The organism is Pseudomonas fluorescens, assembly GCF_002837185.1.
Classification (GTDB): domain Bacteria; phylum Pseudomonadota; class Gammaproteobacteria; order Pseudomonadales; family Pseudomonadaceae; genus Aquipseudomonas; species Aquipseudomonas fluorescens_AM.
In genome coordinates this window covers 17,254-35,875 of the sequence record NZ_KZ478016.1, presented here as the reverse complement: position 1 = coordinate 35,875, position 18,622 = coordinate 17,254, and the positions used below count along the sequence as shown (strand labels likewise).

At 61.0% G+C, this 18,622-nt stretch carries 16 protein-coding genes and 2 pseudogenes; 1 reads left to right on the top strand and 17 read right to left on the bottom strand.

Features of this window, described 5'->3' with window-relative positions; translation table 11 throughout:
• Positions 1-5 precede the first annotated feature (5 nt).
• The 10 genes and pseudogenes from CIB54_RS22330 to CIB54_RS22290 all read right to left on the bottom strand — a co-directional run bounded on the left by CIB54_RS22330 (position 6) and on the right by CIB54_RS22290 (position 11,308).
• On the bottom strand, positions 6-530 hold the full coding sequence (locus tag CIB54_RS22330) for a chemotaxis protein CheW (RefSeq protein WP_101220986.1): 525 nt from the start codon (positions 528-530) through the stop codon (positions 6-8).
• Between the two features lie 55 nt (positions 531-585).
• A complete protein-coding gene (locus CIB54_RS22325) occupies positions 586-1,098 on the bottom strand; it encodes a chemotaxis protein CheW (protein ID WP_101220985.1) in 513 nt (170 codons plus the stop codon).
• A gap of 116 nt (positions 1,099-1,214) precedes the next feature.
• Positions 1,215-1,947: pseudogene (locus tag CIB54_RS27725) on the bottom strand (methyl-accepting chemotaxis protein); the annotation flags it as partial.
• A gap of 54 nt (positions 1,948-2,001) precedes the next feature.
• Positions 2,002-3,519 (bottom strand): annotated as a pseudogene (locus CIB54_RS27720) (MCP four helix bundle domain-containing protein); the annotation flags it as partial.
• A 23-nt stretch (positions 3,520-3,542) separates the two neighbouring features.
• A complete protein-coding gene (locus tag CIB54_RS22315) occupies positions 3,543-5,681 on the bottom strand; it encodes a chemotaxis protein CheA (protein WP_198557213.1) in 2,139 nt (712 codons plus the stop codon).
• Positions 5,682-5,685: 4 nt separating this feature from the next.
• Entirely contained in the window at positions 5,686-6,003 is a 318-nt protein-coding gene (locus tag CIB54_RS22310) for an STAS domain-containing protein (RefSeq protein WP_101220983.1), read from the bottom strand.
• Positions 6,004-6,036: 33 nt separating this feature from the next.
• Positions 6,037-6,405, bottom strand: a complete 369-nt coding sequence (locus CIB54_RS22305) for a response regulator (RefSeq protein ID WP_010563050.1) — start codon at positions 6,403-6,405, stop codon at positions 6,037-6,039.
• 13 nt (positions 6,406-6,418) lie between these two features.
• Positions 6,419-7,477 carry a methyl-accepting chemotaxis protein gene (locus CIB54_RS22300; RefSeq protein ID WP_420094167.1) on the bottom strand — a complete coding sequence of 353 codons (1,059 nt, stop codon included), beginning with the start codon at positions 7,475-7,477 and terminating at the stop codon, positions 6,419-6,421.
• Between the two features lie 289 nt (positions 7,478-7,766).
• Complete coding sequence (locus CIB54_RS22295) at positions 7,767-8,396, bottom strand: response regulator (protein ID WP_101220982.1); 630 nt, start codon at positions 8,394-8,396, stop codon at positions 7,767-7,769.
• Positions 8,396-11,308 (bottom strand): PAS domain S-box protein, encoded by a 2,913-nt coding sequence (locus tag CIB54_RS22290; protein ID WP_101220981.1) that lies wholly within the window; start codon positions 11,306-11,308, stop codon positions 8,396-8,398. Before CIB54_RS22290 ends, CIB54_RS22295 begins: the two co-directional genes overlap by 1 nt.
• On the opposite strand from CIB54_RS22290, the gene CIB54_RS28060 reads away from it, so the two are divergent.
• Entirely contained in the window at positions 11,297-11,389 is a 93-nt protein-coding gene (locus CIB54_RS28060; protein ID WP_420094166.1) for a hypothetical protein, read from the top strand. The genes CIB54_RS22290 and CIB54_RS28060 overlap by 12 nt on opposite strands.
• Positions 11,390-11,593: 204 nt before the next feature.
• On the opposite strand, the gene CIB54_RS22280 is transcribed toward CIB54_RS28060, so the two are convergent.
• From CIB54_RS22280 to CIB54_RS22250, 7 genes are read right to left on the bottom strand one after another with little or no spacing between them, the layout of a single operon-like run.
• Complete coding sequence (locus tag CIB54_RS22280; protein WP_101220979.1) at positions 11,594-12,664, bottom strand: protein-glutamate methylesterase/protein-glutamine glutaminase; 1,071 nt, start codon at positions 12,662-12,664, stop codon at positions 11,594-11,596.
• The gene (gene cheD, locus CIB54_RS22275) at positions 12,627-13,160 is read right to left on the bottom strand and encodes a chemoreceptor glutamine deamidase CheD (RefSeq protein WP_065952849.1); all 534 of its coding nucleotides are present in this window, start codon (positions 13,158-13,160) and stop codon (positions 12,627-12,629) included. The genes CIB54_RS22280 and cheD overlap by 38 nt, the downstream gene beginning before the upstream one ends.
• The gene (locus CIB54_RS22270) at positions 13,157-13,966 is read right to left on the bottom strand and encodes a CheR family methyltransferase (RefSeq protein ID WP_101220978.1); all 810 of its coding nucleotides are present in this window, start codon (positions 13,964-13,966) and stop codon (positions 13,157-13,159) included. Before CIB54_RS22270 ends, cheD begins: the two co-directional genes overlap by 4 nt.
• 9 nt (positions 13,967-13,975) lie before the next feature.
• Positions 13,976-14,515, bottom strand: a complete 540-nt coding sequence (locus CIB54_RS22265; protein ID WP_065952851.1) for a chemotaxis protein CheW — start codon at positions 14,513-14,515, stop codon at positions 13,976-13,978.
• A 35-nt stretch (positions 14,516-14,550) separates the two neighbouring features.
• Positions 14,551-16,209 carry a methyl-accepting chemotaxis protein gene (locus CIB54_RS22260; protein ID WP_101220977.1) on the bottom strand — a complete coding sequence of 553 codons (1,659 nt, stop codon included), beginning with the start codon at positions 16,207-16,209 and terminating at the stop codon, positions 14,551-14,553.
• A 29-nt stretch (positions 16,210-16,238) separates the two neighbouring features.
• A complete protein-coding gene (locus CIB54_RS22255; protein ID WP_101220976.1) occupies positions 16,239-18,278 on the bottom strand; it encodes a chemotaxis protein CheA in 2,040 nt (679 codons plus the stop codon).
• 42 nt (positions 18,279-18,320) lie between these two features.
• Entirely contained in the window at positions 18,321-18,608 is a 288-nt protein-coding gene (locus CIB54_RS22250) for an STAS domain-containing protein (RefSeq protein ID WP_065952854.1), read from the bottom strand.
• Positions 18,609-18,622 lie beyond the last annotated feature (14 nt).

Here is an 18,622-nt window from a genome sequence, read left to right as displayed (position 1 = left end):
TTGGATCAAGCGGTGGCAGGCAGCAAGGATTCAAGGTCTGCCGGCACATCGAAAGGTTCCAGGGACCACACGCGACCGATATCCAGTAACAGCACAAAACCGCTGTCCAATTTGCCGATGCCCAACAGAAAATCGGCCCTGACCTCGGTGCCGAAACTCAGGGAAGGTTCGATATCGCGCTCGTCGATTTCAAGTACCTCGCTGACCGCATCCACAATGATGCCCACCGGCTTGCGCACGCTACCGGCCTGCACCTCCAAAATCACAAAGCAGGTTCTTGATGTCTGCAGCGTCCGTTCGCCGCGAAAGCGAACGCCGAGGTCGAGTATCGGAACCGCGGCGCCTCGCAGATTGATCACGCCGCGCAGGCTGGCGGGCAGCAATGGCACGTGGGTGATCGGCCCATATTCGATGATCTCGCGCACGTTAAGCGTACCGACGGCGAACATCTCATCCCCCAACACGAAGGTGAGGTATTGGCCCGGGCTCGAGCTCGCGGCATTGCCTGGACTGTCAATGGATAACGCCATGATTCACCTCGGATCAGTTGCTTTTCGCCCGCACCTGCAAGCACGGTCGTACACCTCAAGCCCGCAACAAGCCGGCTATCTCATCGACGCACAACACCTGCTCGACTTCCAGCAGGGTGACAAACGCACCTCGCACCTTGGTCATGCCCCTGATGAAGTCGGTACGGATAGGGTTGCCGAAGGCCGGCGCGGGCTTGATATCGACATCGGATATCTCGATCACCTCACTGACCGAGTCCACCACCACCCCCAGCACCTGGGACTCGCCTTCCTTGGCGGCCTCAAGAATGACGATGCACGTGCGACTGCCGAGGTCCGTCACGCCCTTGCCGAACCGCGCCTTGAGATCCACCACCGGCACCACCGAACCTCGAAGATTGATCACCCCTCGCAGGAACTCCGGCATCATCGGCACGCTGGTGACCTGGCTGTATTCGATGATTTCTCGAACGCTCAGTGTGTTGACCGCATACATCTCCTGGGCAGCCGAGAAGGTCAGGTACTGCAAGGGCTCATCGACGTGCAGCGAAGAGGCTGATGTGCCCGGCACAACGGCTGAGGCACTCATGGGTCAACTCCCGAAGCGGACGAAACCGCTCTCCACTGCGCGACTTTCATGATCCGCCATGGACGCCATACGACTGAACCCAGGCACGGCGGCGGCCCGTCCGGTACGCTTGCCTTGCACGGTGAAGAAGCCCATCAACTCCTGCAACTGCTCAGCCTGACCACTCATTTCCTCGGCAGTCGCGGCCAACTCTTCAGAAGCCGATGCGTTTTGCTGAGTCAGTTGGCTCATCTGCGACATCGCGGTATTGATTTGCTCGGAGCCGATGGATTGTTCTTCCGAAGCGGCCGCGATTTCCTGCACAAGGTCAGAGGTCTTGGCAATCGAAGGCACAATCTCATCCAGCAGGTTGCCCGCGCGTTCAGCCAGGGCCACGCTGTTCTTGGCCACTTCACTGATTTCCTGGGCCGCTATCTGGCTGCGCTCGGCCAGTTTGCGCACTTCCGCCGCCACCACCGCAAAGCCTTTACCGTGCTCGCCGGCCCGCGCCGCTTCGATCGCCGCGTTGAGCGCCAACAGGTTGGTCTGGTACGCGATGGAATCGACGATGCCGATTTTTTCAGCGATGGTTTTCATCGCGGCCACCGTATCCTTCACGGCGCGACCGCCTTCGCAGGCTTCTTTGTTGGCCTTGCCCGCCATGCCATCGGTGACCTTCGCGTTTTCAGTGTTTTGGGCGATGGACGCTGACATTTCTTCCATCGAAGCGGAGGTCTGCTCCACCGACGCCGCCTGTTCGGACGCCGATTGCGCCATGCTCTGGGCGGTGGCGGAGATTTCCTCGGAGGCACTGGACAGCGAATCGGCCGACCCGCGCACTTCGCCGATGATTTCCGAGAGTTTTTCCACAGTGCCGTTGACCGAGTTTTTCAGCTCCAGGAACTTGCCTTGATAGTCGCCGACGATGGTTCGAGTCAGATCGCCATTGGAGATCGACGCCAGCACGTCCATGGCTTCGGTGATCGGTACGATGATCGCATCCAGCGAGCCGTTGATCCCAAGGATAATGCGGCGGAAATCCCCTTGATGACGCGAGGCGTCAGGCCGGGTGTCGAGCTTGCCGATCATGGCGCTGTCGCTGATCTGGCGGGTGTCTTCGACCAGGGCCAGGATGTTGGCGCGCAATTGCTCGATATTCTCGTTGATAAAGGCTTTTTTGCCCGGGAACTGCTCCAGGGGCGCGGCCAGATCGCCTTCGCCGAACGCGCGAATGCAGGCCATGGCCTTTTTCTTGACACTGATATGGCCGCTGACCATGTCATTGATGCCCTGACCGATTTCACGGTACGAACCGCTGAAGCGCTCGACATCGATCATCACGTCTATGTCACCTTTCTCGTGCTCGCTGGACATGTGCTGCATTTGATTGATCAGCGCCAGGATATTGCTACGCAGCAGCTCGATATTTTCATTGATAAAGGCTTTTTTACCGGGGAACTGTTCCAGCTGCGCCGATAGATCACCTTCACCAAAGGCATGGATACACGCCATGGCTTTTTTCTTCACCGCGATATGGCCGTTGACCATGTCGTTGATGCCTTGGGCCATCGAACGGTAGCTTCCGTGAAAGCGGCCGGCATCAATCTGTGCGTCGATCTCTCCCCTGTCATGCTCGCTGGACATCGTGTTTGTCTGCGTGATCAGCGCCTGCAGGTTCGCGCCCAGCTGCTGCATGCCAGCCATCAAGCTTGTGGTGTCCCCCGCCTTGAGCGTGGCTTTTGCTTCCAGCTCCCCGGCTGACAAGCGCGCGGCAAACGCACGAACGCTCGCAGGTTCACCGCCCAGCTGACGCATGAGGTTGCGTGCCAGCAGCACGCCCATCAACCCAGTGGCCAGCAGTGTGAGCGCGCCGATCAGCAGGATGATGTAGCGGGCATTCTGCTCAGTGGTGGTAGCCAGCAGTTGTGCCTTGCGCTCCTGCTCCAGGTTGTATTGGCGCACGTCGGCGATTGCCGTCTGGATCGTCGTTTGCAGAGGCTGGCTCACTTCGAGCAACACGCGGGCAGCGGCGATATCGCCTGTTTCAACCAGCGTGTCGAATCGCCCCTGCAAGGTTGAAAACTCGTCAAACCGGGTGCGCAACTGGCTCAACAACGCCGCATCATGCGCGTCGGTAACCAGTTGGGTCCGGTAGTGCTCCAAGGTGGTGTCGATAACGCTCAAATGCTGCGCGACCACTGCGGAGTAAGGTGCAAGCGTGCTCTTGCCCGGTTCACTCAGGCGTTCCCATTGCAAGGCGTGGAGGCTGGCGAAGGCCTCGGCGGCTCGATCGATCTCAAGCAAGCTGGGTACCGTGTTGACGCTGGCAAAACTGGCGCTGGAATTGACTTCACGGGTCAGATAGACACTGGTGCCACCCAACACGAAGACGCCCAGCATTGCTGTGAGAACCAACAGCGCAATATTTTTGATAACGGTCATGGCGAGGAACTCCTGATGACGCTTTATTGAGTCGATAAAGGACGTGGGATCGAACGGTGGGTGGCTTCCTTGGCGACGAGTCCCAACAAATTGGGAATATCCAGGATCAGGGCCACGGCCCCGCTCCCGAGGATAGTGAAGCCGCCCAATCCATGGGCCTCTCCAAAGACTTTGCCCAAGGGCTTGATCACGGTTTGAAACTCCCCCTGCAAGCGATCGACCACCAGGCCGGCACGCAGGCCGGCGTAGTGCACGACAACGACGTTTTCTCGGTTACCACCCGGTTCTTGCACGGCAAACATGTCCCGCAGCCGCAGGATCGGCAGCACATCGCCGCGCAGGTCCAGGAAGCCGGATTCGGCGCCCTGTCCAGGCGCCAGCTCGATACACTCCTCCACCATGTTCAGCGGGATGACATAAGAGGCCTTGCCGACGCCGATCAGAAAACCGTCGATAATGGCCAGGGTCAGCGGCAAACGAATACGGACCGTGGTGCCCTGCCCCTCTTCGCTCTCAAGGCTCACGCTGCCGCGCAATGCGGTGATATTGCGCTTGACCACGTCCATGCCGACGCCGCGCCCGGACAGGTTGCTGACCTGGTCGGCGGTGGAGAAACCGGGTTCGAAGATCAGGTTCAGGATGTCTTTGTCGGCCGGTACCTGGCCCTCCGCGACCAGGCCACGCTCGCGGGCCTTGGCGAGGATTTTGTGCTTGGCCAGGCCACCGCCGTCGTCCGACACCTCGATCACGATGCTGCCGGATTCATGGTAGGCATTCAGGCGTACCGTGCCCTGGGCCGGTTTACCGCGTTGCAGGCGGGTCGACACCGCCTCGATGCCGTGGTCCATGGCGTTGCGCACCAAGTGCGTCAACGGGTCGCCAATGCGCTCGACGACTGTTTTGTCCAGTTCGGTTTCACCACCGCCGATGCGCAGCACGATGTCCTTGCCCAACTCTTTGGACACATCCCGGACCACCCGCTGGAAGCGCGTGAAGGTCGCGCCGATCTGCACCATGCGCAAGGTCAGCGCCGAATCACGCACCTCCTCCACCAGCCGCGACAACAGGCTGGTAGCCTCGATCATCTCGCCAATCCCGCTGCGCACCGCCACCAGATTGGCGCCGGCACCGGCGATGATCAGCTCACCGACCAGATTGATCAGTTGATCCAACTTGGCGGCATCTACGCGGATCAGGTTGCCTTCGTTGTTCGCCGCGACTTTACCGGCCTTGGGCGCCGAGGCCTGCGAATCCTGCACGACTTCAAGCGCGTCGACGGGTGTTGGCGCTCCCTCTTGAATAACGCGTGCGACCTGCGCCTCAGTCAAGCTGGCGCAGCGTACCAACAGCTCCAGCAGCACCGCATTGTCTTCCGGTAGCGCGTCGATGTGCGCGCGATACGCCTGGACATCGGCCTGCGGCGCCAGGATCAGCACCAAGGCGTCATCCCGGACAAAATCAAAAGCGCCGTCGATGACTTCCCGGGAGGCATCGCTGACCAGCGCAACTTCAAAGCCCAGGTAGTTGGTTTCCGGGTCCATCGACAGCAAAGACGGTAATGCGTCGAACACAGTGACGATATGCGCCAACTGGCCAAGGGTGCCCAGGTAACGCAGGAACGCGAGGGGGTCCATGCCATTGCGCAACACGTCCGGACCAAAGCGCAATGAAAGGTGCCAGTGACCCGTCCCCACGCCTCCGGCAGCCGCCGACGGCGCGTCTTGAGGCACGGTTGCAGGCGTGGCGACAGGTGCCTCGAGATACATCGAGAGACGCTCGGCCAAGCGCTCGCCCTGAATCCGCAACGGTTCACCCAGGCGCTCAAGGTGGCCATCCTCGGCCAGCAGATCGATCAGTTGGCCGATGTGGTCGCGGGCGTCGAGAAACAGCGCGCTCAAGGCCTCGTCGACCCTCACCTCCAGACTGCGTACGCGATCCAGGACGCTCTCGGCGACGTGGGTGAACTCAACGATCGGCATCAGGCCGAACAGGCCGGCCGAACCTTTGATGGTGTGGGCCACACGGAACAGGCCGTTGATGGTGTCCAGGTCGTGCGGCGACTGCTCGATCTGCAACAGCGCATCTTCCATTTGCAGCAGAAGCTCGCGACTCTCGGCAATGAACGTCTGCAGCACGTCATCCATATTCATGGGCTGAGCCATAGGGTCATGCTCCAGCCGATACAGGGAAACAGGGATTGGCGAAGTAATCGTCAAGGCCGCTCAGGCGCAGGGCCTCGATCACCGCCGCGCTGGGGTTGCTCAGCACCAGCTGCGAGCCTTCCTTGAACGATTCGCGCTTGATCAGGATCAACAACTGCAGGCCGGCGCTGTCCAGTTCGTCGACATTGGACAGGTCCAACTCGACCTCATGGGCCAGGGGAAACAACGACAACAACACGTCTTTTTGCTCGCTGGCCGTGTAGATCGTCAGGGGGCCTTCCATGACCTGGATTCGGCGCAGCATCGGCACGCTACTTTTCATGCAAACCTCCTGGCCAGCGCTCGCTGGTCATCGCTATGGCAGGATCAACTTGGAGACGGCGGTGAGCATTTGTGCAGGCTGAAAAGGCTTGACCATCCACGCCTTGGCCCCGCTGGCCTGGCCTTGCTGCTTCATCGCATCACTGGCTTCAGTGGTGAGCATGATGACCGGGGTGAATTTGTAGGCCGGCAACAGCTTGGCGGCCTTGACGAAGCTCAAGCCGTCCATGTTGGGCATGTTCACATCACTGACAATCAGGTGGATCTTGCGGCCGTCCAGCTTGCTCAGCGCATCACGTCCATCGCAGCCTTCGATCACGTCGTAACCCGCCCCCTTGAGGGTGATGCTCACTACTTGCCGGATGGAGGCCGAGTCGTCGACGATCAGAATGGTTTTGCTCATTGGAAAAGCTCCACTAGAAAAAAGTGATTTCGCTGGCTTGCGCCTTGTCGTGCGATTTGCCGCCATGAATGGCGTGCTGCTCCGGCATGGTGTAGGCGGTTGAAAGCTCGTGCAGCCAGCGATCACTGAGCATCGGTTCGAGGGCAAGACCGCTGAGGCTGGCCTCATGGCGCTCGCTCAGCTGTTGCTGCAATTTTTGCAGGTCGCCGGTAATCAGCGTCAGCATCTGGCTGACGCGATCCTGGAATTGCAGGGCGACCAGCACCTGGGCAATTTCGCCGACGACATTGGCGTTCTGTTGCTGCAAGTCATGGCTGTTGCCCACGATGCTCTGGGCGGTACTGCGAAAATGTTCGATGACCTGCGACACCACACGCTCCGAATCCGCGAGGGTCAGGGTGTCTTGTTCGGCGTGGTGACGGGACATTTGCACCGTACGGGCAATGGCCGCGTTGACGGTGCTGACGGTTTCACTGATCTTGCGCCCAGTCTCGCCGGACATACTTGAGAGTTTGCGCACTTCATCGGCCACCACCGCGAACCCTCGCCCGGCCTCGCCTGCACGTGCCGCTTCGATGGCAGCGTTGAGCGCCAGCAGGTTGGTTTGACTGGCAATGTCTGCGACAAACTTGGCCATCTGCTGGAGCTGCTCAGTGAACCCGGACAGTTGCAGGACTTCCTTGAGTTCGTTTTCTTTGTTGGACAGCGCGGCACGCAGCGCCACCACAATGGAGTTGAGGTCACGCTGGCCAACTTCGAGCAAGTCGACCAGTCGCTGGGAAGCGTCTTGCCCGCCCTGGCTGGACACACTGTGGCTGATGTCTGATGACAGCGTGCCGAAGCGTTCGCTGAGTTTGAGGATCGAGGTTTCGCTGATCTCACGGGCCGCTTCGATTTGCCTGGACCAGATGGGCAAGACGTGGGCGCAGACGTCTGCCAGGCCGTCATCGACGGCCACCGCCGCCGAGGCGGTGGCCGGCGATTGAAGCTGTCGGCACAGACGTTCACAGTGTGCCCGGTGACGCCTGGCCGCCAGCCAACCCAGGCCAGTGCACAGCGCGAACAGGGCCATTCCCGCGATCAACGCCCAGGCACTGAAACCATCACCGTACGCAAGCGCAATGCCGCCGAGCAGGCCGGCAATCATCACGGGCACCCAGGTCAAGGCAACTGCAGGGGATGGGGTCTGTTCACTCACGGTGTGTCTCCCAGTCGAAGCCTGTCATCGCCGGTGAATCGGTAGTTCGACGGCCTGGGAGCAATGATGGCGCAATGATAGCAAGGCAACCATCGGACCATCCCTATTGTGGGGTAGGGATACTGGGAAACCGGCTAGGAAAATCCCTACATGATTGCGCGATTCAAGAGATGCCCAAGGTCATGGCGAAGCGCACAATATCTGCCGTAGAGCTGAACCCCATCTTTTCCATCAAGCGCGTCTTGTGGGTACTGACCGTCTTGTTGCTGATGACCAGCTGTTCGGCAATCCGATTGACACTCAGGCCGTGGGCCAGCAGGCGCAGAATCTGGAATTCGCGATCGGACAAGCTTTCGACGTAGGTCTGCTGCTTCAAACCGCTGCTTTGCAGGGCAATCTGCTCAGCCAGGCCCGCGTCCAGGTAACGTTGCCCACTGACCACCCGCCGCATGGCGGCCAACAAGGTTTCGGGGTCGCGATCCTTGGTGAGATACCCGAGTGCTCCAGCACGCAAGGCGCGTTGGGCGATGTGGATTTCGTTATGCATGCTCAATACCAGGATCGGCAGACTCGGGTACTGGGCATGCAGACGGGCGATCAGGATCTCGCCGCTGATGCCCGGCATATTCATGTCCAGCAGCAGCAGGTCGATCTCGACCCGGCGCAACAGTTCGATCAATTGCGTTCCACTCTCGGCTTCGGCCACCACCTGCACATCGGCCACCAGGCTGAACAGCTGCTTGAGCCCTTCGCGCATGATGGTGTGGTCATCGGCGATCAGCATGCGAATCATCAATACGTATCCTTGTGCATCGGAATAAATGCCTGGACCGTGGTGCCCTGCCCGGGATGACTGAAAATGATGACTTTGCCGCCCAGCATCAGGCCGCGCTCACGCATGCCGACCAGGCCCAGGGTCTGGCGCGTAAGCGCCTCCGGCTCGAAGCCCATGCCGTTGTCCTGTACCTCCAGCAGCCAATGGGTTTCCTGCGGGGTCAGGGTGACGCTGACCTGCGTCGCTGCGGCGTATCGCGCAATGTTGGTCAGCGATTCCTGAACGATGCGAAATGCGGCGGTAATGTGCGTATCAGGCAGGATCAGGGGAATCGAAGGCAGGTGCAGCACACACGGAACCTGGGTCAAGGTGGAGAATTCGGTGGTCAGCCATTCCAGTCCAGAGACCAGCCCCAGGTTCAAGGCGGACGGTCGCAGGCTGGTGGACACATTACGCACGACCTGAATCGTCTTGTCGGTCAGCGCCATCAACCGCTCCACCTGAGGCACGAGTTCCGGCGTGGTGGCGCCGAACTGATACCGCAATAACGAAATACCCATGCGCAGTGCGGTGAGGTGCTGGCCCAACTCGTCGTGGACTTCCCTGGCAATCAGTTTGCGCTCCTCTTCCCGTGCGGTTTCGCGGCGGGTCGACAGGTCGCGCAACTGCGCATTGGAATTGGCCAGGCGCCGCTCCGCCGCCCGCAGCTTGGAAATATCCCGGCCCACCGCCAATACGCTGACCACGCGCTCGCCGTCCACCTCCGGAACAAAGTGGATCAGCACCACTTTGGGAGCAGTCTTCAAGACTGAGAGTCGAAACTCTTGCTCGGTTGCCTGGTTTTCACGAATCACCTGGGCAACCAATTCACGGAACAGCTGGGACTGGTGATTCAGGGGCGCCACCGCGTCCAATGGCATGCCGATCAGGGTCGGCCAGGCGTCACCTACCCAGGTTTTTAACCGCGCATTGACGTAGAGCACGTCCCCTTGGGCACTCAACCGAGCGACGGCATCCGGACTGTTTTCTACCAGCGTGTTGATGTCGTGCTGGCGTTCCAGCTCTTTCTGCCGCGCCCGGGTCAGCAAGGTGGTGTCGCGACTGATCACCAGTATGCGTGAGCCCGCAGGTCCGGAACCTGCCACCGGCACCAGGGCGAAGTGCAGGTTACGAACCTCGTCGAGCAGCAGCATGCTTTCATCTGACTCGAGCATGCGCCCGGCCACCCTGCACTGCTCGCAAAGCGCCTGGAGTTTCTGCGCGCTCAACCGGCCGAATAGCGACACCAGCGTCGCGCCGATGAGCGCCTCATGGGGTTTGCCCAGCGCGCGTAACAACGCCGGGTTGGCTTCGACACAATATAAATCGCCGGCCGGTGTCACCTCCAACAGCAGAAGCATGTCCAGGTTATGGTCGAAAATATCCCGATATCGGCGCTCTCGCTCGCGCAGCAACGACTCCGATTGCCAACGCTCAATTGCGATCGCGGCAATGTGACAGGTCTGCCGGACGGGCTGAATATCGCTGTCGTCCTTCCCGGAGCCGCAAGAGCGGGACAGTTCGAAAGCCCCCAGCAGCTTGCCTTGCTTGTCCATGATCGGTTCGGACCAGCATGAGTCGTCGGCACATGCAGACGCAGGCACCCGGTATTTCGCCAGGCCGGTGCCAAGCGGCTCTACCAGCTGTACGCGACAGGTCCGATGGGGCAAGGCCAATTGCAGATACCCCACGAGCAATGCCAGCGTTTGCTCGAGGGAGGCACCCGTCGCCATTTTTTCGAAAATGCCCAGGCGCGCATCTTCCAAAGATTGTTGCCTGCGCAGCTCGGTAATGTCGTGGGCCAACGAGAGCACACCGACCACCTCACCAGTGTTGCTGCGTTCGGCCATCAGGCTGACTGCACAACTCACGTAACCGGGACCGTGTGCGACGGTCCAACTGTCGACAAACTGTGCCGTCTCGCCCGTTGCCAGGACGCGTTGCAATTGGTTGAGGTAGTCACTGGCGTCCTCATCCGGGCTGACGCCTATCGCCTCCTCGCAAGACTTGCCGGTCAAGCGCAGATAGGTCGGATTGACGTAGGTGCGTAACAGGTTGCGGTCGTAACGGACAATGATATTGGGGGAGTTTTCCGCCAGGGTGAGGAACTTGAGCTCGCTGCCCATCAATGTTTCGCGCAGCTGCCAATTCTCGGTGATGTCTTCCAGCTGAGAAACGAAACAGGCCGGTTGCCCCTGGTCATCACGCACCAGGCCCACCGTCAAGCGCACCCATAGCACCCGCCCGTCGCGATGAATATAGCGCTTGTGCAATGTCGCTCCCGCCCTTGCCCCCCCCCTCAACTCTTCGATCAGTTGTTTGCCGACCTGCATGTCGTCCGGGTGAGTCAGCGCCATGAACGTAGTGCGTTGCAACTGTGCTTCGCTGTAGCCCAGCATCGTACAGATAACACCGTTGGCACGCAGCCAGCGACCCTCGAGTGACACCAGTGCCAAGCCAGTGCCGGAGGCGTCGAAAATCGACCTGAGCGGGATTTGCGCGTAACTGTCGGTCGTGGGGGGCGGCGTCGCTGAGGCCTGACGGGCAATCACCTCAACGATAAAATAATCGTCGCGCCACAGCGTCAGGGTGACATCCAGCACGCCCTGCCCTTCGCTCGCGGCTGCAAAAAATGCGCGATTATTTGCGCGCGCTTTCTCCAGTGCGAGGTAAAAAAGCCAATGGTCCTCGGCACGCAGGAGTGAGACAAACTCGCAGCCGCCGGCAAAACACACGCCGTTTTTAACCAGCAGGCTTGAAAACGCAGGGTTGCCCGTTACCACCCGCGCGGCTCGATCCAACGCCGCAACCGCGCCTGAAAGGCAACCGAGCACACTCTCGAGGGTGCGCACCTTTTCATCGTCAGCCATTACCTGTGCGTGGGGACTCATGTTCCCAATACCTCGGAGGTGCAAACACTTGGCAATAGCGGGATGGGTTTCAGGACAGTTAAACGTCTTGAAAACCTATGAATAGCGCAACGAATCGAAAGGTTAATCGCCCCACACAAGAATGGGTGAGCACGTCAGGCCATTGAGTCAGGCAACTCTAATTACACCCTGCACGCGCTCAGCGTGTTGATACAGATCAATCGCCTGTGCATTAAGCCTGCAATAACGCGCAGAGCCTGGTGTCAGCACCTGGCGGATCACTTCAATGCAGCCTGGAACTCACGTTCACTTATGCAAAATCGCCCGATGAATATCCTCCAGCGCCATGATGCGCTGGGCGGCGTTGAGCTTGATCGCCTCCTTGGGCATGCCGAACACCACGCAACTGGCCTCGTCCTGGGCCACCGTGGCGGCGCCGGCGTCCAGCATCTCCTTGAGCCCGCGTGCGCCATCGTCGCCCATACCGGTCATGATGATGCCCGTGGCGTTCCTGCCGGCGAACCTGGCCACCGAGCGAAACAGCACATCCACTGAAGGCCGGTGCCGGTTGACCAGCGGCCCATCGATGACCTGAGCGTGATAATAGGCGCCGCTGCGGGTGACCATCAGGTGCTTGCCGCCAGGGGCGATCAGGGCCAGGCCGGGCAGGATACGGTCATTGTTGCGCGCTTCGCGCACCTCGATTTCGCAAACGCTGTTGAGACGCTCGGCAAACGAGGCAGTGAATTTTTCCGGCATGTGCTGCACGATCACCATGCCCGGGCACACCCGCGGCAGGGCCGTCAGCACCGCCTCCAGCGCTTGGGTGCCGCCGGTGGAGGTGCCGATGGCGACAATACGTTCGGTGGTGTGCGCCATGGCCTGGCCATTGGCGGCGGGCAGGATCGCATCCGCACTGAGCTTGCCGGCCGGTGCCGGGCTGACGCTGCGCCTTCCCAGGTTCCTGACGTTGGAGTTGGCCGCGGCGCGGATCGCCGTCACCAACTCGGCCGCCGATTCGATCAGGAAATTCTTCAAGCCGCTCGTGGGCTTGGTAATGATCTCCACAGCACCCGCCGCCAGCGCCTGCAGGGAGGTTTCCGCGCCTTTCTGGGTCAGCGACGAGCAGATCACCACGGGTGTCGGCCGCTCGCTCATGATTTTCTTGAGAAAGGTGATGCCGTCCATGCGCGGCATTTCTACATCCAGCACGATCACATCCGGCCATTCCCGGGCGAGTTTGTCCATGGCGAAAATCGGGTCGGAGGCGGCCCCCATCACATGGATATCCGGCGTGTCAGCAAAAATCGCCAGCAGTACCTGACGCACGACGGCCGAGTCATCGACCAGCAGCACACTGATTTTTTTGGTAGGCATCTTGTTGAAGTGTTCCCATAGGTTGGTGCCGGACCCAGACGTTGCCGTTCCACAGGTCGAACATGATCGTGCGGTAACCGGTGCTGCCCATGTCCTGGGCCGTCAGGTGCAATTGATAGCGCTCGGCCAGGGCCAGCGCCGCGCGAATATTCAGGCTGGCCACGTCGTGGGTCGGCAGGCGGCGCTGGTGATCGGGAAACATCTCGCCGCCGCCGAACAACTTGACCTGGTAATCCTGTGCACCCGTGCCATTGGCCTGGGCGTGGCGCAGCAGCAGTTCCATGGCTTCGTCGCCATATCGGCCGTCCAGGGGCTGATGATTGCGCGCTCGCCCCGGCAGCATGAAATGACACATGCCGCCGATCCGCCGTTGCGGGTGCCAAAAGGTGATCGCCACGCAGGAACCGAGCAAGGTGCGCAGGCGCGTCGGCCGCGTCGCAAAGCTGACCTGGCCAGGCGCCAACACCACTTCCCCCGCATCGGCTGGTTTTTTCATGGCTTGCGGTAAATCGACGGCGCCACCAGCTTCAAGGTGTCGTTGACACCGTTGAGGCTTTCCGAGTGGCTGATGATGAAATAACCTCCGGGCTTGAGCAGCGGCAACAGACGCGCGACCACCTGGCTCTTGGTCTGCTGGTCGAAATAGATCATCACGTTGCGCAGAAAGATCACCTCGAACTCGCCCAGGGCCGGCAGCGCTTCGTTAAGGTTGACCTGCACAAAACTGACGCGGTTGCGCAAGGTCTTGTCGATCAGGAAAGTACCCTCCTGGTGGCCAATGCCCTTGAGGCAGTATTTGGTCAGCAGCGGCTGGGGCAGCGTCCCGGCGCGCTCCATGGCGTAGTGGCCGTTGCGCGCCTTGGCCAGCACCTGGGTGCTGATATCCGAGCCGATCACTTCCCAAGGCGTGGTGCCCAGGCTCTCGGCCAGGGTCATCGCCAGGCTGTAGGGTTCTTCGCCCGAGGAGCTGGCCGCGCTCCACACGCGAAATACCTTGCCCGGTGCGGCCCGAGGCAGCACCTGCTGGCGCAGGAAGTCGAAGTGCTTGGGCTCGCGAAAAAAATAGGTTTCGTTAGTGGTCAGCAAATCCAGCGCAACCTGCAGTTCGCCCTTGCGTTGGTCATTCATGATCAGCTTGAAGTATTCGCCGTAGCTGTGCAGCTCGTAGTGCTTGAGGCGCTTGAACAGGCGCCCGGCCACCAGGGCTTTCTTGGCCGGCGACAGGTTGATGCCGGCCGCGCGGTACAGCCAGCTCTGGAACTGGCCGAATTCACGATCGTCGATGGAGGCGGTATCTGGCATGGTCGGGACTCAACGCGGATCGAGGTCGAGGGCCGCCGCCTGGCCGCCCTCGGCGAGGCTGGACATCTCATCGATGGACAGCACCTTGTCCACCTCCAGCACAATCACGAATTTGCCGTCGACCTTGGCCATGCCGCCGATGAAATCGGCGCGAATCCGCGCGCCGAAACTGGGCGGTGGCTCAATCTGCGCGGCCGGGATCTCCTGCACGGCCGACACGGTGTCGACCAGCAACCCGATGTCCTGAGGCCGGCCATCGTCGGTATTCGCCTCGATGATGATCACGCAGGAGCGCCGGGTGATCGTCGAGTTGGCCCGACCAAAGCGCGCCGACAAGTCCACCACCGGCACCACCGCGCCGCGCAGGTTGATCACCCCGCGCACGAACGCCGGCATCATCGGCACCACGGTCAGGCTGCCGTATTCGATAATTTCCTTGATGCCCAGAATGCCGATGGCGAACATTTCGCCGCCCAGCATGAAGGTCAGGTATTGCGCGTCCTCATCCACCGCAACCGCGGTATGCCGAGTCGTCATCACTGCGCCCATGTCACTCTCCTTGTAGGCCCGTATCGATCGTGGGATCAGAAACGGGTGAAGTCCGATTCGTCAGGTGCGCTGGCCATGTTGTAGGCGAAGGCCTTGCGCGGTGCCTGTGGTTTCGAGCGCGGCGGCTGACGGCTGGGCTTGCTGCCGGGGCTGTCGACGCTGCTGCTTTGAGCCGCGGCCTTTGGGGTTGAATCCAGTACGAAGAAGCTCATGGCTTGTTGCAGTTGCTCGGCCTGGCTGCTCATTTCTTCGGCGGTGGCCGCCAGTTCCTCGCTGCTCGACGCATTTTGCTGGGTCACCTGGTTGAGCTGGGTCATCGCCGTGTTGATCTGCCCGACACCGGCGGCCTGTTCCTCGGAGGCGGCGCTGATTTCCTGCACAAGGTCGGAGGTTTTGTTGATGGACGGCACCATTTCGTCAAGCAGCTTGCCGGCCTTCTCAGCCATGTCCACGCTGCTGGACGACAGCTCGCCGATTTCCTGGGCCGCGACCTGGCTGCGCTCGGCCAGCTTGCGCACTTCGGCGGCCACCACGGCGAAGCCCTTGCCGTGCTCCCCGGCCCGAGCGGCCTCGATGGCGGCGTTGAGGGCGAGCAGATTGGTCTGGTAGGCGATGTCATCGATGATACTGATGCGTTGGGCGATTTTCTTCATCGCCACCACGGTCTGCTGTACCGATTCGCCGCCTTCGGTGGCTTCCTTGGCGGCCTTGCTGGCCATGCCATCGGTGACCTTGGCATTCTCGGTGTTCTGGTTGATGCTGGCGCTCATCTGTTCCACCGAGGCGCTGGTTTCCTCGACACTGGCGGCCTGCTCACTGGTGGCCTGGCTCATCGATTGCGCGGTGGCGCTGACCTGTTCGGAGGCGCTGGCAAGGTTATCGGCGGCGTTACGCACTTCGCCGATGATATGCGCCAGCTTGCCGACCATGTTGCGCATGGCGTTGAGCACCATGCCGGTTTCATCGTTGGCACCCGGCTCGATGTGGGCGTTGAGGTTGCCTTCGGCCAATTGTTCGGCGGCGGTTGCGGCCTGCCTCAGTGGACGGGAAATAATCCGGGCGATGAATACCGCCAGGCCCAGGCCGATCAACAAGGCCGCGACCAGTACCGCGATGATCGACAGGCGTGCGTTTTCATACAGCGCCAAGCCCTTGTCACCCGCGACCGTCGCACCGGCATCATTGAGCTCGACCATTTTCTGCAGGCGGCTGGTCACCTCATCGAAATGCCCCTTGGACTCTCCCCTGAGCAAACCGCGCGCCTGGACTTCCTGGTTCTGCCGGGAAAACTCGAGCACTTGCTTGCTGCTGGCCAGGTACGCGTCCCATGCGCTTTTCACGCTGGCCAGCAGTTGGCGATCTTCATCGTTGGACAGCAACTGTTCATAGGTGCCCATGCGGGTTTCGAACTGTTGGCGCGCCTCGGCGGCTTCACGTTCGGCCTGGGCCTTTTCTTCGGCGATCTCGGTCGCGAGGTGACGGTTTTCTTTCAAGCGATAGTTGGCGGCAAAAAAACGCATGCCGGCCGCTGCGCGCATGGAAGGCATCCAATTGCCCTTGATGTCCTGGGCCGCATGGTTGACGGCGCCGAGCTGGAGGATGGCGAAGCCGCCCATGGCCGCAGTGAGCGCCAGGACCACCAGGAACGAGCTGATCAACTTGGTGGAAATTTTAAGATCGTAGAACCATTTCATCGGGGAACCTCCATGGAATTGCAAAGACGTCAGCGAGCGACGACCGGCGACGATTGAGGCGCCTGGGGCGTGCGGGCTTCCAGTTGTACGAGTTGGTTGAGCAGTGCCGGTACATCCAGGATCAGGGCCACCGCGCCGCTGCCCAATATGGTCGAACCGCTGATGCCGCGCAGCGCGCCGAACAGCTTGCCCAACGGTTTAATCACGGTCTGGAACTCACCGAGCAGGTCATCCACCACCAGCCCGGCCTTGTGCTCGGCGTAGCGCACCACCACGACGTTCTGGCGCCGTGCAGCCGGGCCTTCGTGGCTGAAGTGTTCGCGCAGGTCCACCAGCGGCAAGACCTCGCCACGCAGGTCCAGGTAGCCGTCGTCGCGGCTGGACTGGCGCTGGCGTTCACCCAACTCGATGCATTCCTGGACCATGTCCAGGGGAATCACATAGGTGGATTGGTCGATGCCGACCAGAAACCCATTGATGATCGCCAGGGTCAGCGGCAAGCGGATGCGCACCACCGTGCCCTCGCCGGGGCGGCTGTCCAGGTCGACGGTGCCGCGTAACAAGGTGATATTGCGCTTGACCACATCCATGCCGACGCCGCGCCCGGACAGGTTGGTCACCGCCTCGGCGGTGGAGAACCCCGCTTCGAAGATCAAGTTGTAGATCTCCTGGTCGGTGAGCACCGCGCCGCTGGCCACCAGCCCGCGTTCCTGGGCCTTTTGCAGGATGCGTTCGCGGTTGAGCCCGGCGCCGTCGTCGGCGATTTCAATGACAATGCTCCCGGAGTCGTGGTAGGCATTGAGGCTCAAATGGCCCTTGGTCGGCTTGCCGGCCGCCTGTCGCGCATCAGCGCTTTCGATACCGTGGTCCATGGCGTTGCGCAGCAGGTGCATCAGCGGGTCGCCGATTTTCTCGACCACGGTCTTGTCCAGCTCGGTGTCCGCACCGCTGATGTTCAGCTCGATGTCCTTGCCCAGTTCCTGGCTGATATCGCGCACCACACGACGAAAACGGTTGAACGTGTCACCAATGGGGATCATGCGCAGGTGCAGCGCGCCATCGAGGATCTCTTCCACCAGCCCCGATACCGTCGAGGTCGCCTCTTGCAAAGGGTCGTTGTTACAGGAGCGGGCCAGCAGGCTTGAGCCGGCACTGGCGATCACCAGTTCGCCGACCAGATTGATCAGCTCGTCGAGCTTGTCGGCGTTGACGCGCACGTAATTGCCGTCGCGGGGTTTCGCCTCGCTGGCTGGCGCAGAACGCTGCGGTGTCGCCGCCACAAGGCCTTGCTCTGCCTGGGTGACCTGGTCGCCAGCGACGACCGCAGTGCTGTCGGGCGCTTCGTCGACGGCACTGATGTGCACTTCACAGTCGTCACGCACAAAATCGAACACGTCGTTGAGGGCGGCGTGGCTGGCCGTCGAGCGCAGGTCGATCTCGAAACCCAGGTAGCAGCTTTCCGGGTCCCAGCTGTCCATTGGCGGGATGCTGTCGGTCAGGGTGGTGACCTGCATCACCTGCCCCAACGTCTCCAGATAACGCAGAAATGACAGCGGGTCCATGCCATTGCGGAACACGTCCACGCCGAAGCGCAGGGAGATGTGCCAGAGCACGTCGACCGCCGCGTCGTCGGCCACTTCAGCGGGTTGGACGCTGGCAATGGCGGTTCGCATCGGCTGATAGGCACTCAGCGCCTCGCGCAATGCCTCACCACGCTCCAGAGCGGCAGGCGTCGGCACCTCACCGCGGTTGGCGACCACTTCGACCAGTTCGAGCATGTGGTCGCCGCACTTGAGCAGCAGCGCGATCAATGCGCCGTCCACCGCCACATCGCCTTCGCGCAGGCGGTCAAGCACGTCTTCGACGATATGCGTGAACCCCACGATCGACGCCAGGCCGAAAAGGCCCGCCGAACCCTTGATGGTGTGCGCGGCGCGGAAAATCGCGCCGATGGCATCCTGGTCGCCCGGCTCGCTTTCCAGTTGCAGCAGGGATTGCTCCATGGCCTGCAACAACTCGCGTGCCTCAACGATGAATGTCTGCTGTGCCTGATCGAGATTGATGCTCACCTGGACTGTCCTTGTCGATCAAAAAAACATGGGAAGTGCTGTCTACAAGCCTGCGCTACGGCACAGTTGCAGTGCGTGCATGACCGCCTGGCTCTGGCCGGTCACACTCAAGGCGGTACCGGCAACGCCCGCCTCACGCTGGATCACTGCAAGCAACTGCAAACCGGCGCCATCCATCTCCGTGACCTGCGACAGATCCAGCTCCAGGCGGGGAGTCGCGCCGATCTGGGGCAGCAGCGCAGCCGCCAGTTCCGCTACCGTGTAGATCGTCAGTTCGCCGTCAATGCGCACGCAGGCGCTGGCGCCGAGTGTTTCAGTGCTGATTGGCATGGCAGTCTCCCTGG

What these genes read in the sequence shown, in the direction of transcription:
- CIB54_RS22330 (WP_101220986.1), bottom strand. Translation starts at nt 530, where the DNA reads ATGGCGTTATCCATTGACAGTCCAGGCAATGCCGCGAGCTCGAGCCCG.
- CIB54_RS22325 (WP_101220985.1), bottom strand. Translation starts at nt 1,098, where the DNA reads ATGAGTGCCTCAGCCGTTGTGCCGGGCACATCAGCCTCTTCGCTGCAC.
- CIB54_RS22315 (WP_198557213.1), bottom strand. Translation starts at nt 5,681, where the DNA reads ATGGCTCAGCCCATGAATATGGATGACGTGCTGCAGACGTTCATTGCC.
- CIB54_RS22310 (WP_101220983.1), bottom strand. Translation starts at nt 6,003, where the DNA reads ATGAAAAGTAGCGTGCCGATGCTGCGCCGAATCCAGGTCATGGAAGGC.
- CIB54_RS22305 (WP_010563050.1), bottom strand. Translation starts at nt 6,405, where the DNA reads ATGAGCAAAACCATTCTGATCGTCGACGACTCGGCCTCCATCCGGCAA.
- CIB54_RS22300 (WP_420094167.1), bottom strand. Translation starts at nt 7,477, where the DNA reads ATGGCCCTGTTCGCGCTGTGCACTGGCCTGGGTTGGCTGGCGGCCAGG.
- CIB54_RS22295 (WP_101220982.1), bottom strand. Translation starts at nt 8,396, where the DNA reads ATGATTCGCATGCTGATCGCCGATGACCACACCATCATGCGCGAAGGG.
- CIB54_RS22290 (WP_101220981.1), bottom strand. Translation starts at nt 11,308, where the DNA reads ATGAGTCCCCACGCACAGGTAATGGCTGACGATGAAAAGGTGCGCACC.
- CIB54_RS22280 (WP_101220979.1), bottom strand. Translation starts at nt 12,664, where the DNA reads ATGCCTACCAAAAAAATCAGTGTGCTGCTGGTCGATGACTCGGCCGTC.
- cheD (WP_065952849.1), bottom strand. Translation starts at nt 13,160, where the DNA reads ATGAAAAAACCAGCCGATGCGGGGGAAGTGGTGTTGGCGCCTGGCCAG.
- CIB54_RS22270 (WP_101220978.1), bottom strand. Translation starts at nt 13,966, where the DNA reads ATGCCAGATACCGCCTCCATCGACGATCGTGAATTCGGCCAGTTCCAG.
- CIB54_RS22265 (WP_065952851.1), bottom strand. Translation starts at nt 14,515, where the DNA reads ATGGGCGCAGTGATGACGACTCGGCATACCGCGGTTGCGGTGGATGAG.
- CIB54_RS22260 (WP_101220977.1), bottom strand. Translation starts at nt 16,209, where the DNA reads ATGAAATGGTTCTACGATCTTAAAATTTCCACCAAGTTGATCAGCTCG.
- CIB54_RS22250 (WP_065952854.1), bottom strand. Translation starts at nt 18,608, where the DNA reads ATGCCAATCAGCACTGAAACACTCGGCGCCAGCGCCTGCGTGCGCATT.